At 49.8% G+C, this 13,483-nt stretch carries 14 protein-coding genes; 10 read left to right on the top strand and 4 right to left on the bottom strand.

What is annotated here, in order from left to right; all coding sequences use genetic code 11:
* The first annotated feature begins 1 nt into the window (after window position 1).
* The 3 genes from mmsB to IT774_RS08460 all read left to right on the top strand — a co-directional run bounded on the left by mmsB (window position 2) and on the right by IT774_RS08460 (window position 2,452).
* Entirely contained in the window at window positions 2-889 is an 888-nt protein-coding gene (gene mmsB / locus IT774_RS08470) for a 3-hydroxyisobutyrate dehydrogenase (RefSeq protein WP_195809415.1), read from the top strand.
* A gap of 139 nt (window positions 890-1,028) precedes the next feature.
* The gene (locus tag IT774_RS08465; RefSeq protein WP_195809414.1) at window positions 1,029-1,853 is read left to right on the top strand and encodes a putative RNA methyltransferase; all 825 of its coding nucleotides are present in this window, start codon (window positions 1,029-1,031) and stop codon (window positions 1,851-1,853) included.
* Window positions 1,850-2,452 (top strand): D-glycero-alpha-D-manno-heptose-1,7-bisphosphate 7-phosphatase, encoded by a 603-nt coding sequence (locus IT774_RS08460; RefSeq protein ID WP_195809413.1) that lies wholly within the window; start codon window positions 1,850-1,852, stop codon window positions 2,450-2,452. The genes IT774_RS08465 and IT774_RS08460 overlap by 4 nt, the downstream gene beginning before the upstream one ends.
* Here the strand turns inward: IT774_RS08460 and IT774_RS08455 are convergent.
* Window positions 2,418-3,941, bottom strand: coding sequence for a DUF3413 domain-containing protein (locus IT774_RS08455; RefSeq protein ID WP_195809412.1), 1,524 nt, complete (start codon window positions 3,939-3,941; stop codon window positions 2,418-2,420). The two genes, IT774_RS08460 and IT774_RS08455, sit on opposite strands and share 35 nt — an antisense overlap.
* Window positions 3,942-3,953: 12 nt before the next feature.
* Complete coding sequence (locus IT774_RS08450; protein WP_195809411.1) at window positions 3,954-4,169, bottom strand: YejL family protein; 216 nt, start codon at window positions 4,167-4,169, stop codon at window positions 3,954-3,956.
* 157 nt (window positions 4,170-4,326) lie between these two features.
* Here IT774_RS08450 and yejK point away from each other — a divergent pair, with 157 nt between their 5' ends.
* Genes yejK through IT774_RS08435 form a run of 3 tightly spaced genes read left to right on the top strand, consistent with a single transcriptional unit; the run spans window position 4,327 to window position 7,174 of the window.
* The gene (gene yejK / locus IT774_RS08445; protein WP_195809410.1) at window positions 4,327-5,418 is read left to right on the top strand and encodes a nucleoid-associated protein YejK; all 1,092 of its coding nucleotides are present in this window, start codon (window positions 4,327-4,329) and stop codon (window positions 5,416-5,418) included.
* A 57-nt stretch (window positions 5,419-5,475) separates the two neighbouring features.
* The gene (locus IT774_RS08440; RefSeq protein ID WP_195809409.1) at window positions 5,476-6,351 is read left to right on the top strand and encodes a 6-carboxytetrahydropterin synthase; all 876 of its coding nucleotides are present in this window, start codon (window positions 5,476-5,478) and stop codon (window positions 6,349-6,351) included.
* Between the two features lies 1 nt (window position 6,352).
* Entirely contained in the window at window positions 6,353-7,174 is an 822-nt protein-coding gene (locus IT774_RS08435; protein ID WP_195809408.1) for a M23 family metallopeptidase, read from the top strand.
* Window positions 7,175-7,235: 61 nt separating this feature from the next.
* On the opposite strand, the gene IT774_RS08430 is transcribed toward IT774_RS08435, so the two are convergent.
* Window positions 7,236-9,095, bottom strand: a complete 1,860-nt coding sequence (locus IT774_RS08430; RefSeq protein ID WP_195809407.1) for a M61 family metallopeptidase — start codon at window positions 9,093-9,095, stop codon at window positions 7,236-7,238.
* Between the two features lie 122 nt (window positions 9,096-9,217).
* Between IT774_RS08430 and IT774_RS08425 the strand changes: the two genes are divergently transcribed.
* From IT774_RS08425 to IT774_RS08410, 4 genes are all read left to right on the top strand, one after another.
* A complete protein-coding gene (locus IT774_RS08425; protein WP_195809406.1) occupies window positions 9,218-9,871 on the top strand; it encodes a flagellar brake domain-containing protein in 654 nt (217 codons plus the stop codon).
* 39 nt (window positions 9,872-9,910) lie between these two features.
* The gene (locus tag IT774_RS08420) at window positions 9,911-10,372 is read left to right on the top strand and encodes an Mpo1 family 2-hydroxy fatty acid dioxygenase (protein WP_195809405.1); all 462 of its coding nucleotides are present in this window, start codon (window positions 9,911-9,913) and stop codon (window positions 10,370-10,372) included.
* A gap of 127 nt (window positions 10,373-10,499) precedes the next feature.
* Window positions 10,500-11,582 carry a sensor histidine kinase gene (locus tag IT774_RS08415; protein ID WP_195809404.1) on the top strand — a complete coding sequence of 361 codons (1,083 nt, stop codon included), beginning with the start codon at window positions 10,500-10,502 and terminating at the stop codon, window positions 11,580-11,582.
* Complete coding sequence (locus IT774_RS08410; RefSeq protein ID WP_195809403.1) at window positions 11,575-12,402, top strand: LytR/AlgR family response regulator transcription factor; 828 nt, start codon at window positions 11,575-11,577, stop codon at window positions 12,400-12,402. The genes IT774_RS08415 and IT774_RS08410 overlap by 8 nt, the downstream gene beginning before the upstream one ends.
* Here the strand turns inward: IT774_RS08410 and IT774_RS08405 are convergent, their stop codons facing one another.
* A complete protein-coding gene (locus IT774_RS08405; protein ID WP_195809402.1) occupies window positions 12,403-13,404 on the bottom strand; it encodes an ATP-dependent 6-phosphofructokinase in 1,002 nt (333 codons plus the stop codon). It abuts the gene before it with no gap.
* Window positions 13,405-13,483: the final 79 nt, after the last annotated feature.

Here is a 13,483-nt window from a genome sequence, read left to right as displayed (position 1 = left end):
AATGAAAAAAATCGCGTTTATCGGGTTGGGTAATATGGGCGGGCCAATGGCCGCTAACTTACTCGACAAAGGCCTGGATGTCACTGTGTTCGACCTGGTTCCTGAGGCGGTACAGCAAGCCTGTGAAAAAGGGGCCAAATCCGCCTCCAGCGCTATTGAGGCGGTGAAGCATGCAGATGTCGTGGTGACGATGTTACCCGCCGCCACCCATGTGAAAAGCTTGTATCTGGGTGAAGATGGCATTATCGCTCATGCTCCCGACAATACCCTTTTTATTGACTCCAGTACCATTGATGCACAAAGTGCCCGGGATGTTGGCGAGGCGGTGGAAAAATCAGGTCGCAAATTTGTCGATGCTCCGGTATCAGGTGGCACCGCCGGCGCGGCGGCGGGCACGCTGACATTCATTATGGGCGGCTCAGATCAGGCGGTGGAAGAGGCGCGGCCGGTGCTGGACTGCATGGGTAAAAATATCTTTCATGCCGGCCCGCTGGGGGCCGGGCAGGTTGCCAAGATCTGCAATAACATGTTGCTTGCCGTATTAATGACCGGCACCAGCGAGGCACTGCAACTGGCCATTGCCAATGGCCTGGATCCGAAAGTGGTGAGCGATATTATGCTGCAAAGTTCGGGCTGTAACTGGACCTTGCAAAAGTACAATCCGTGTCCGGATGTGATGGAGAATGTGCCCAGCTCAAATGATTATCAGGGCGGCTTTATGGTCAAACTGATGAACAAAGACCTGAGTCTGGCGATGGATGCCGCCACCACAAGTAATTCGGCCACCCCCATGGCCAGCCTGGCCCAGTCGCTGTACCGGCTGCATCAAAGCAAGGGTAACCAGAACAAAGACTTTTCCAGTATTTTTAAAATGTTCGAACAACACTAGGCCAAGTGTGGTTATCTGCTAACCCAGCAATGATCACTGTCTGGCCAGGTTGGGTCAGACAGTGATGGCATATCTTTTGTCAATTCTGACACATCTGCTACTATCGCGCTCATTCAGCTTCAACGCAGTATAATTTTTTATGTGGCAATGTCCGTTGTGCCAGCGTGCACTTGATACCCAAAGTAAAACCTGGCAATGCGCCGGCAAGCATAGTTTCGATCGGGCCAAAAGCGGCTATGTGAATCTGTTGCCGGTACAAAATAAACGTTCATTACAGCCTGGCGATGACAAGCCCATGTTACTGGCGCGCCGCGACTTTCATCAGGCCCAGGGCTATGGCCCCCTGATGGCGCATGTAAGTGACCTGTTGACGGCACAGCTGCCAACTTCGAACGACATTTATCAGCTTTATGAAGCGGGCTGTGGCGAAGGCGCTTATCTGAGTTTTATCACCCATGCGTTAACCCAGCGAGGCCTTCATATAAGTGCAGCGGGTAATGATATTGCTAAAGTGGGCGTCGAAATGGCAGCCAAAAAACATCAGCAGGCTCAGTTTGTGGTCGCCAGTAACTTTTCTTTGCCGCTCACAAATCACTCCCAGGATGTGATTTTGCAGGTGTTTGCTCCAGGCAGTACCAGCGAATATGCCCGGGTGCTGCGCCCCGGCGGATTGCTGGTAACCGTGGACCCGGGACCGCAGCATTTAACGGAGCTCAAAGCGATGGTCTATGACACCCCGCAGCAACATAGTGCACCTGAGCTGCTTGTTAAGCCATGGACATTACGTCAGCAAAGTGATTTGCAGTTTGGTGTCGACTTAACGGATGAGATCACCCGACACGGCTTGCTTAAAATGACTCCTTACACCTGGAAAGTAACCGCCGCACGCTACCAACAAATACATCAGCAACTGCATTCGGTTACCGCAGACTTTGTCATTCGCATCTGGCAGGCACCGCTATGAATGAGCCGGGAGCAGCACAAAATCGTCTGGCGTTTTTTGACCGTGATGGGGTAATCAACGAAGATCGTGGTTATGTTGGCAAAGTGCGCGATTTGCAGTTTATTGAGCCGGTATTCGAGGTTCTGCAGCAGGTGGTCAATGCCGGCTTCTTGCCCGTTATTGTGACCAACCAGTCAGGGATAGGTCGCGGATATTACAGCGAAGCCCAGTTCCATGCACTATCGCGGCATATGCAACAGATATACAGTCACCACCATCTGCCTTTTATCCCGGTATATTATTGTCCGCATCATCCCACTGCCGGTTTGAAAGACTATAAGGTGTCTTGTGAATGCCGAAAACCGGCGCCGGGTATGTTATACCGGGCCGCCAGGGAGCTGCATGGCAACCTGTCGCAAAGTATCTTACTGGGTGACAGCTGGCGCGATATTGAAGCTGGCGCCGCGGCTGGGTTGCCGGCTCAGTGTTTCATTAATAGCAGCGCGCCACGGGCTTTCGAGCTTAACCATAGCCGGGTATTTCATGCTACTTCAGTGCCGGCGGTCCCGGCACTGATACCAAAGATTATTGCGGCGTCGAAAAGCGGGTCAGATGCTTGATGGCGGTGCTCAGTAAATCGACATTCAGATTGTCATTACTGCGCTGACCGGTGCGCATGTCAGTGATCTCATAGCCGCCATTACTCAACACTTCGATACGTTGATTATTGTGCATCACCACGATTTTGTCGCCACTGGTACTGACCACCCAGCCACGTGACGGACGAAGCAGATTGCGGCCGGTAGAATAGAAGTTAATCGGAGCGCTACATCCCAATGCGTTCAGTATGGTCGGCGCCAGGTCTTCGGTACTGGCAATGCGGGTATCAATCGCCAGGTTTGAATACAGACTTCCCTGGGCGGCGCTTGTTGAAGCATCAAACCCGGCAGCAATAATCACCTGATTGTTGCTTACCAGTTGCTGGTCAATGTAATCATCGATTTCTGCGCCGGGTAAAAAGGCCAGGTGCAAACCTGGATGCTGATTGGAAAGCGGTTGTTTAAAGCCTTCCAGCATATTATTCGGCAAGGCCGCGTCGGTATGGATGGAGACAGACATACCAAGGGCCACAGGCAATGCCAACAGCACCGGATTTTCCTGCGTCAGGGTGTCTTCATAAATCTCGGGGACACCGAACAGGGTGGTCATTATCAACCCTTCCAGCGTCGAGGCGGTGGAGAAATAATTCTTTTGCTCAGTCAACCCCAGACGGGTCAAATCCTGCAGCGGAGCATTGTCGGTCTGCACCACCAGCACCAGATTTTTTTTGGCCGCCACCGAGCAATATACCGGCTTAAGCGGATAGGTGATTTTGTGTATCTGCGGGTCAAACTGTAGCTCTTTACGTTCCTGGTAGCGAGCCAGGTCGAGCAGCCCGTAACGAGACATCGTTGTTTTAGCGGTCGCCGGATATGATAACGGAAACATGTTGTCCTGTTTGATCACTGGCTGGTACAACCGGGCATCGGCCCAGACATGGATGGCATGGCTGGCCACAAAACAGACAATAAAGAAGGTGGACACCGGGGTGCCGATATGTTTTTTCTGCAATCGCTCAATTCGTTTCCAGATTGCATTGGCAAGAATAAGCTGAAAACCAAACCAGACAATAAAGAGCAGGGCCAAGAATCCCCAGTCTTGCAAAGAAAACTGACTGAACTGAGTCTGTGCCTCGCTTTTTAACAGCGGCGCTGAGCTAAAGCCAATATGATAGCCGGTGCGATTGTAAAGCAATGCATCAAAGGCCAGTAGGGCAAGGCCTACGGCGGCTATAATGGAGGCGGCGGTTTTTATCACCCTGGGGCTCACCGCCAGGTAGCACAATGGCAGCACAAAAATAACAAAACCAAAAAAGGTCATAAAACTGATATGACCAAACCAGTTGGCAAACAGGTAGCCGGTGCCTATAACCGTATCGGGAAACGGTGACGAAAAAATAAAAACAGAGGCAATGGTAATGGCAATAGCAATATTAACCAGGGCAAACCAATGGCCCCAGTTAACCAGCTTAGTGACCCGCTGCCGACGTGGAGATTCAGCTAAAATCATGGGCAACCGTTATTATTTATTAATACTTTTAACCAGCACCCCGGCAAACTTTTCTGCCATGGCTGCGCGGTCGGCAAGTTTCACCTGGGTATTGAAGATATGGGTAATGGCGTTACCTAAAACCATCAATGACAGATCGCGGTCCGCGTGGTGTTCTTCCAGCGTACTGAGTACCTGATTCATGATTTTTTCGAAGTCCGCGGTTTGGTAACGGCTTTGTTGCGGCATGGCTGCGCCTCTTTTGCTGAAATCTTTAATAAAAAGAATGGTAAGATAGATACATGGATTATAATCGTTGTTTGAGTGATAACAATCATTCATTCATAATTCCACACATTCCCTAGCGTAAAATTCAAAATTTAAACCACAGGATGCCCTTTTTACTATGAGCGCACTGATTCACCACTTTGTTGTCCATCGGCTGATTGTAAACAAAGAGGAAAAACTGCAGGCCGTGCCAAGAGATGCGTGTTTGCCGGTTACCCCGGAAATTGAACATCTTGCCCACCAGATAAACCACAGCTTCAATTCTAAGCCGGGTAAAGGAGTGGGCCATTTTGTCAGTGATGCCAGCCATACCGATGGCTCAGAAGAAAAAGACGCTGACGGCTTTGCCCGGCAACTGCACCAGTTTATTGCCAAACAGAATGAAGGCACCGACGATCTGGAGCGCGAGTTTCATCAGTTGTCAGTGGATGCCAGCCAGCGCCTGATAAAGTCGCTCACCGATACCGGCTCGGTTGAAACCGGGTTTTTAATCTTTTGTCAGTATGAATTTCTGGCCACCCAGTATCTGATGGTCGCGCTGTTAAATACCCGTTCTCATGTTGAGGTAAGTCAGGAGCTTAACCTGGCCTCGCGCGAACATCTGGACCTGGCCAAAATGCAATTAGCGGTGCGCATTGATCTGACCCAGTTACAGATTCAGCCAGAGCAGCAGCGTTATATCAGCTTTATCAAAGGGCGTATGGGACGAAAAGTGTCCGACTTCTTTATGGACTTTATTGGCTGTGAAGAGCTGGTCGATGTTAAACAACAGAACAAGCAGCTGATTTCTTCAGTGGATGCGTACCTGGCGTCTGAAAATCTTGATCGCGAAGAACAGCAACAGCATCGGGATGAAGTGAAAAGTTACTTTAAAGAAAAAATAGACAGCGGGGAAACTTTGTCGGTTAGTGAGCTGTCATCACGTTTGCCTGCCGATGAAGCTGCCAGTCATTCCTTTGAGCAGTTTACTCAGGGCCTGGCCACCCCCCTGGAAAAAGACATACAGCCTGATCCGGCGGCCCTGAGGCAGCTAGCGAAATTTTCAGGCGCCGGCGCCGGGGTCAGTGTCAGTTTTGAACGAAAGCTGCTTGGCGAACGGGTTATTTATGATCCCGTCAGCGATACCCTGACAATTAAAGGTATTCCGCCAAACCTTAAAGATCAGCTCAGCAGACAATCGGGTGGGGAGCCGCAGGGCTCTGGCGAGTGAGTATCGTGAAAATTTCACGTATACTGCGTATCAATTTAATAAGGCTGTAAGGGCATTATGCAACTTTTTGTAAACGATCTGACCGTAATGGACTTCTCCTACCTGTGCCCGCGTCGGGGTATGGTAGGTGAAAGCTGGATTGTCGATGTGATTTTAGACGGTAACCTGAATGATGAAAGCATGATTCAGGACTTTGGTAAGGTTAAGAAAAACCTGAAAAAGCTGATCGACGAGTATGTTGATCATAAGTTGTTAGTGCCGTTGGATTACACCGGCAGCACGGTGACGCATCGCAGTCAGGATGAACAGGTTGAAGTGCGCTTTGAAAGCGACGACAACAAAATTATCCAGTTGTTTTGCCCGGCAGAAGCTTATGCATTTGTGTACGCCGCTGAAGTCACCATGGCGTCGGTGGGTAATTATCTGCGCGAGGTTATTGCTACGCATTTACCGGATAATGTGGCCAATATTGATCTTAAACTGCGTCCTGAACAAATCCTCACGCCGTTTTATCATTATACCCATGGGTTGAAAAAACACGACGGCAATTGCCAGCGTATCGCCCATGGTCATCGCTCTAAAATTGGCATTATTATTGATGGCCAGGACTGCCTGGAATCACAGCAATACTGGGCGCAGCGTTGGCAGGATATTTATATCATCAGCACTGAGGATTTAATCGAGTATAGCCAACTACAGGCCAGTGGTACGGTGGAAAATCCGGATGAATACTATTGCTGTGCCTATGAGTCCTCTCAGGGTTATTTCGAACTTGTTATCCCGCGCTCTGCCTGCGAAGTTATTGAGACGGATTCCACGGTAGAATGTCTGGCTCAGTATGTGTATAACGAGCAGAAAAAACGCAGTGGTAATAGTTCGTTACAGGTTATGGCTTATGAAGGCGTGGGTAAAGGCGCAATAGTAGGGGACTAATATGTATCAGCTTGCAGGCGTATTGTTGGTAATGGTAAGCCTGGTCTTCAGTCTTGGTACCAGGGCTGATACCAGTGAACTGGTATTAAACGGAACGCTTACCCAGGGTAGCCTGATACGGGCGCAGTTGCCCCCCGGCAGTAAGGTGCAGCTAAATGGTGAAACCTTACAGCAAAATGCCCAGGGTAAGTTTGTCTTCGGATTTGACCGTAGTGCCAGCCTTGAGCATACCTTGAGCTGGCAGTTGCCAGATGGCGGGGAGAGCCGCCGTACCCTAACGCTTACCGAGCGTGATTATGTTACCCAGCGCATTGATGGCCTGGATCAGAAAATGGTGACGCCGCCTGAGGCGGTGTTAAAACGCATTCGCAAGGACAGCGTTAATGTCGCAAAAGCCCGCGCCAGTACTTCTGATTTGGATGCGGTGTTCACCGGCTTCATCTGGCCGGCTGCCGGGCCGATCACCGGGGTGTATGGAAGTCAGCGGATTTTGAACGGCAAACCCAGCCGGCCCCATTACGGGGTGGATGTGGGCGCACCGACTGGCACCGACGTAGTGGCTCCGGCGTCGGGCGTAGTCACGCTGGCCGATGATTTGTATTATTCAGGCAACACCATCGTGCTTGATCACGGCATGGGGGTCTTCAGTACCTTTTTGCACCTGGACTCGATGACGGTCGCCCTGGGCGATACGCTCACCCAGGGCGAAAAACTGGGTGAGATAGGCGCTACCGGCAGAGCCACCGGCGCTCATCTGGACTGGCGAATCAATCTACATAAGCAGCGCCTTGATCCGGCGCTGCTGGTGCCGCCTCGTCAGTAACTACCCGGCCCAGGGCGCAAAAAATCACGGTAAGGTACAACGCGTTCTGTGGCCAGCTGGCTTACTGATCAAGTCCTAACCAGTGTTGCAGTTTTTGCCGGTCTTCAATCGTGAAGTAACAGGCCTGCAGGCTGGCCTCACGCACCGGTAATGACAACTCGAGCAACCGGCCATCCCTGACCACCGTCAGCCTAATCTGCGCCTGGGTGGTGGTATTGAGCAGCCGTTGTAGCAGATTCTCGTTTACCACAAAATTATCCACCGCCAGCAAGACATCATTGATGTGCAAGCCGGCTTCACTGGCCGGGGTATCTGTATTAACCTGTACCACGGCAACCCCCATGGGCGCGGTCTTAACGGTGGCCCCCAGCAGGTGCGGGTGGCCGTTATTACCTACATTGGTACCACCTTTGTCGGCTGAATTCAGTTTTGTGCGATATTGCAAACACACCCCGATATCATCCAGCCACTGCGATAAATCGACATCCTCGGTGCCATAAACCACACGATCAAGATAATCACCTACATCAATGTTAAGTTTATCCTTGCACAACGTGGCGATAACATCGTCCGGGGTGCCTTGTTCGTCTTTTCCGTAATCATTCCACAGATGTTTCATCACCGTATCCAGACTATATTGATTGTCGCTTTGGCGACGAATCAAAAGATCCAGGCCCATCGCGATGATGCCGCCTTTGGTGTAGTAACTGACAATATGGTTGACCGAACTGGCGTCCTGTTTGTAGAAACGGGTCCAGGCATCAAACGACGACGCCGCCGCACTTTGCACATGCCGGCCGCCGCCGTGCAGTAACCGGGTCAGATTCTGACCGACAATTTCCAGGTACTTGTCGGCACTAATTAAGCCGGTACGCGCCAGGGTCAGATCGTCATAAAAGCTGGTGAAGCCTTCGTATATCCATAGTTGTTCGGTAAACACCTCGCGCTGCAGGTCTGGCTGTATCAGCACCTGGGGGCGAATGCGTTTAACATTCCAGGTATGAAATAATTCGTGACTGCATAAACTTAAAAACGTGATGTATCCATCTGGCCGGGTGCTATGTTCATTTGGCAAGGGTAAATCAAAACGCGGATACAATAGGGCGGTGGAACTGCGATGTTCCAGGCCCCCAAACCCGGTATCGCTCAACAGTGTCATAAACACATAACGCTCTATAGGGTAGGGCTTTTCAAACAATGACAGATGATGCTGACAAATGGGTTTCAGATCCTGACAAATACGCTCAATATCCACCGGCGCATCACCGCTGAATAACACTTCAAACTCTATGCCATCCACAGTAAAACACTGGCTTTGTGCGATGCCGATAAACAGCGGGTGATCGATAAGCTCGGCGTAGCTTTCACAACAATAATGCCACTGCCCAGGGGTGTGACCATTATTGGGGCTGGCTGTTTGCAGGCGTTGTTCTGCCGGGGTTGGATTATCATCTTGTGGCATGCTGGTGTGGATTTGCCAGGCAGCGGTTGGCGGTTTATCGACACTAAGGGTCAGCGGCGCATTTTCCAGCCCCTGAATCTGCAAAAATACTGACGTGCCGTTGCAAAATGCGTATTGGTCGTTGATATAAGCAGAGCGCACTGATAAATCAAACGCAAATACGGTGTAATTGATAATGACGGTCTGATTAGGGCAGTGATATTGCCAGGTCTGCTTGTCGCATTTTTCCAGCGGTACGGCCTCCCCGGATTCCCGGACGGCATTGATTTTGATGATGTGACGGGCAAAATCACGAATCATGTAGCTGCCGGGGATCCAGGCGGGTAAGGTCAGCGTGGTAACAGGTTTGGAGCGCGCCGGAACGCAGACACTTACTGCAAAGGTGTGGTCGCTGACAGAATCTATCGCCAGGGTGTAATGAGGGGTAGTACAGGGTTGAGCAACAGAAGATTGAGTCATAACTTGTCCGTAACGCTGATAATAACTCTATGATGCCCAACCTAATTTGTTTTGTCAGTATCTGAAAACTGTGCTTGAATTAAAAAATCACATTACAGGTTATAATAAAGGTAACCCCGGTTATGTTATCAGACTCTGATATTGCCTTGTTAAAAGCGCTGCAACCAGGTACCACAGTCGATGTGCAGATAACCACCCCCACTGCACCCAAACGTCTTAAAACCCATTATATCGGTCTTGATATGGACCATGCGGTGCTCTTCAGTGTGCCTAACAATAATAAATGGGGGGCCGTGCGGGATTTGCTGTTAACTGACAACACCCTGGTGGTGCGCTACGTGCTCGAAGGCATGCAGGGTAAGGTCATCGCGTTTAAAGTAAAGATACTGAGATTTTTACAACACCCCGTGCCCATGCTTATCACCAGTTTTCCGGAGCGTATTGAGTCCCAGGGGCTTAGAGTTGAAGAGCGTGGGCAGCTTGGTATTGCGGTGGCCATCGTCGAAGATGAAAAAAGCCTGATACCGGCCAGTATTGTTGATCTAACTTCTAAAGGCTGTCGACTCGGCGTACTGGTGGAACAGGAACATGAGCCTATAGAGGTTAACGAGATGTTAACATTTCGTTGTAAACTGGATGGAAAAAGCGTTAATATCATTGCGTTAGTTAAAAATTATACACAGGAAAATCGCTATCTGTTTTACGGTTTGCAATTTGAATCCGGTCAGCAGGCAGTGGAAACGATGTTACAACGGTATAGCCTGTACCATAACTGAATCTGCAAGTATCGCCGTGATTTACCAGGGGAAACGCAAATGCGTCAGATAGAACATTTACTTTCGCGCTATTCCGAAAGCCATCAAAATCGCACCAATGTGCTTATTCACGCCGTTGCGGTGCCGAGTATTTTCTTTGTGACCCTGGGCTTATTATGGTCCATTCCGGTGCCTCAATGGTTAGCCGTTTACAATGTGACCTGGGCCCACCTATTATCGGTGCCAGTGTTGTTTTATTATTTTTCACTGTCCGGCCCGATTGGCGCCGCGATGGCCCTTCTGACGCTGGCGTGTTTTGGCGGAATTACGGTATTACAGAGCCTTGGCATCAGCGTCTGGCAATTTTGCCTGACCTTATTTGTGGTCATGTGGATGCTGCAATTTGTAGGGCACAAAATAGAAGGTAAAAAACCTTCGTTCCTGGAAGATTTACGATTTTTGCTGGTAGGGCCTGCCTGGTGGTGGGTGCATTGGTTGAAACGACTGAATATCAGTTATTAGTGAATTACGGTTCCTCCGTTCGGAAGTAAACGATGTGCGACCAGCAACCCGAGAGTTACGACTAAATTACCATGTCGGTGCAATATCATGCGTATAATCACATTAGAACATTTTTATCGGTAGTTATGTGAGCCGCTGGCAACGACTTTTTGAAAGCAATGAACGACTTTTCTGGGCTTTGCACAGCATGGGCTGGGCGGGATTTGCGCTGGTGTATTACATCGGCTCGTTCTTGCATGATGTACGTTCCATCTGGGTATTTATCATTCTGCTAAACGCCTACGCCGGCTGGTTACTCACTATTCCTTTGCGTTATGTTTTCCACTGGGCCCGCCGTTTACCCCCCTTAAAAATGCTTGGTGCTGTGGTGTTTTCCTGTTACGTGGTGGCACTGGTATGGGCGGTGGTCAAAAACATCAATTATTGGGAAATATACAAACATGGTTACCGGCCCGATGCCTGGTATATGTATTTCACCAACACCATCAACTCCCTGATCATGGTGGGATGCTGGAGTGGTCTGTATTTTGGCATCAAGAATTTCCAGATGCTGCAAAAAGAAAAGCAAAATGCGTTGAAAGCCAGCACCATGGCGCATCAGGCGCACATAAAGATGTTACGTTACCAGCTTAATCCGCACTTTTTGTTTAATACCCTCAATGCGATTTCCACCTTGATTCTGCTTAAAGAAAACGACACCGCTGAAGCAATGGTGTCGCGCCTGAGCAACTTTTTGCGCTATTCTCTGGATAATGACCCGATTAAGCGGGTCGCACTTGAGCAGGAAATCAAAGCCTTGCGTTTGTATCTTGAAATAGAAAAGGTGCGCTTTGATGATCGCCTTGAAGTACACTGGGATATTGAACCTGGCTGCGAAAGTGCGCTGGTTCCCAGCATGATTTTGCAACCCCTTGTTGAAAATGCAATTAAACATGCCATATCTAAACTGGAAGAAGGCGGCAGACTGGCGATAACAGCCCGCTGCTTTGGGAACGATTTATTAATGGACGTCGCGGATAATGGCCCGGGCGCTGACATCAAAGATGGACAGCTGGCTCGGGAAAACGGCGTTGGTCTGGTAAACATCAGGGAGCGTTTGCAGTCGCTATATCATCGTAATTTTGCTTTTTCCATAGAGCATAACCAGCCAACCGGTGTCAGGGTGAGACTGCGCATTCCCTACGAAGTAAAAGACGCAATACATGACTGAGCTAACAATAAAAACCATTATTGTGGACGATGAACCCTTAGCACGTCGCGGTTTGCGCGCACGTCTGGAGCGCCACAGTGATGTCGAAGTGATCACCGAGTGTCAAAATGGCCTGGATGCCGTGAGCGCTATCTCTCAACATCGACCGGATTTGGTATTTTTAGATATACAAATGCCCGGCCTCAATGGCTTTCAGGTAATCCATAAACTACGGGAGCTGAATCAGCCGATTCCGCTGATTGTATTTGTCACCGCCTATGACAGCTATGCCATTAAAGCATTTGATGTGCATGCTCTGGATTATCTGTTAAAGCCGGCCGACGATGAGCGGCTGACCGAAGCACTGGATAAGGTCAGAGATTACCTGACCAATCAACATCAGGATGAGCAGTCACGCAAGCTGGCCTGTCTGGTGGCTGATTTGACCGGTGATGACTGTGAGGAAATTTTAAGAAAACTCGCCAAAGGCGAAGCCATTGAAACCAATCCGTATCCGGAAGTGCTGGCGATAAAAGATGGCTCTGAAGTGACCCGGGTGGCGGTGCAGGACATTCAGTGGATAGATGCTGCCGGCGATTATATGTGTGTGCACGCAATTGATGGTATGCATATTATGCGCAAAACCATGAAAGAACTGGAGCAGGAGCTTAATCCCCAGTGGTTTGTGCGGGTGCATCGCTCCGCCATTGCCAATATTCGTTTTGTGAAAAAGCTGGTAAGCCACATCAGCGGCGAATATCACCTTATTTTACAAAATGATACCGAACTAAAAGTGAGCCGCAGCCACCGCGATAAGGTGAAAGCGGCGATGAAGCTGTAGTTAATCGATATAGCGCTGGTTCATCAGATGTAAGGCCGTTTTGCAGGCATCCTGACCCAGCGTTTTCTGATTCTGCCAGGTTTCTTCCAGCGGCACCGTGACCAGCCGGTCATTCTGAATGCCCACCATAACATCACTGATATTTTTACAGGCCAAATCCACCGCAAAGGTACCACTTTTAACGGCCAGTATCCGATCCTGGCTTACCGGCGAACCGCCACGCTGCACATGGCCTAATGTCACTGGTTTTGCTTCCAGCCCGGTGGTATCAGCCACCTGTTTACACAGTGCATTAACGCCGTTTGGCCATAGGTTTTCAGCCAGCACGATGACATAACTCACCGGGCCTCGTGATTGCTGGCGCTGAATAATCTGTTGTTTGATTTGTTGCAAACTGGCGCTGGCATCCTCAAACAGTTCCGGTACCAGTACAAAGTCAGCGGCCGATGCCAGCGCAGCGCTCATGCCCAGAAAACCGGCATGGCGGCCCATGACCTCTACCACAAAAACCCGGTCAAAAGCATCGGCGGTGTCGCGTACCTTATCAATCGAACTCACCGCGGTTTCGATGGCAGTGTAGTAACCGATGGTGGCATCGGTACCATCTACATCGTTGTCGATGGTACCGGGAATCCCGATAATCTGTCCCGGCCAGTGTTCTTTTAAGGCGTGGGCGCCATGAAACGAACCATCCCCCCCAATCACGATAAGAGTATCGATGCCCGCAGCGTTAAGATTATCGGCAGCTTGTTTGCGCACCGCCGACTGGCGAAACTGCTCGCAACGGGCGCTATGTAATATAGTGCCGCCCTGTTGAATAAGGTTGTGCATACGCTCGGCGTTTAAAGTGATGCGCTCGTTGTCCAATAAACCGTTAAAGCCGCGTAAATAACCCGACACATCATAACCTGCTCGTTCAGCATTGAGCACCACGGCTCTGATACAGGCATTCATTCCTGGTGCATCTCCGCCGGAGGTAAGCACTGCCAAATGTTTTGTCATATTCTGTAACCTTCAATTAACTGACTTATCGGTTCATCATGCTATTCTGGATTAAAAATAAGTTGTTGCTGGTCTGTTT

Source organism: Salinimonas marina, assembly GCF_015644725.1.
In the GTDB taxonomy this organism is placed as follows: domain Bacteria; phylum Pseudomonadota; class Gammaproteobacteria; order Enterobacterales; family Alteromonadaceae; genus Alteromonas.
Note: the sequence above shows the minus strand (reverse complement) of the source record. Positions and strands in the feature narration are given on the sequence as shown.

Coding starts and splice junctions, on each gene's coding strand:
- mmsB (WP_195809415.1), top strand. CDS start 2: ATGAAAAAAATCGCGTTTATCGGGTTGGGTAATATGGGCGGGCCAATG.
- IT774_RS08465 (WP_195809414.1), top strand. CDS start 1,029: ATGTGGCAATGTCCGTTGTGCCAGCGTGCACTTGATACCCAAAGTAAA.
- IT774_RS08460 (WP_195809413.1), top strand. CDS start 1,850: ATGAATGAGCCGGGAGCAGCACAAAATCGTCTGGCGTTTTTTGACCGT.
- IT774_RS08455 (WP_195809412.1), bottom strand. CDS start 3,941: ATGATTTTAGCTGAATCTCCACGTCGGCAGCGGGTCACTAAGCTGGTT.
- IT774_RS08450 (WP_195809411.1), bottom strand. CDS start 4,169: ATGCCGCAACAAAGCCGTTACCAAACCGCGGACTTCGAAAAAATCATG.
- yejK (WP_195809410.1), top strand. CDS start 4,327: ATGAGCGCACTGATTCACCACTTTGTTGTCCATCGGCTGATTGTAAAC.
- IT774_RS08440 (WP_195809409.1), top strand. CDS start 5,476: ATGCAACTTTTTGTAAACGATCTGACCGTAATGGACTTCTCCTACCTG.
- IT774_RS08435 (WP_195809408.1), top strand. CDS start 6,353: ATGTATCAGCTTGCAGGCGTATTGTTGGTAATGGTAAGCCTGGTCTTC.
- IT774_RS08430 (WP_195809407.1), bottom strand. CDS start 9,095: ATGACTCAATCTTCTGTTGCTCAACCCTGTACTACCCCTCATTACACC.
- IT774_RS08425 (WP_195809406.1), top strand. CDS start 9,218: ATGTTATCAGACTCTGATATTGCCTTGTTAAAAGCGCTGCAACCAGGT.
- IT774_RS08420 (WP_195809405.1), top strand. CDS start 9,911: ATGCGTCAGATAGAACATTTACTTTCGCGCTATTCCGAAAGCCATCAA.
- IT774_RS08410 (WP_195809403.1), top strand. CDS start 11,575: ATGACTGAGCTAACAATAAAAACCATTATTGTGGACGATGAACCCTTA.
- IT774_RS08405 (WP_195809402.1), bottom strand. CDS start 13,404: ATGACAAAACATTTGGCAGTGCTTACCTCCGGCGGAGATGCACCAGGA.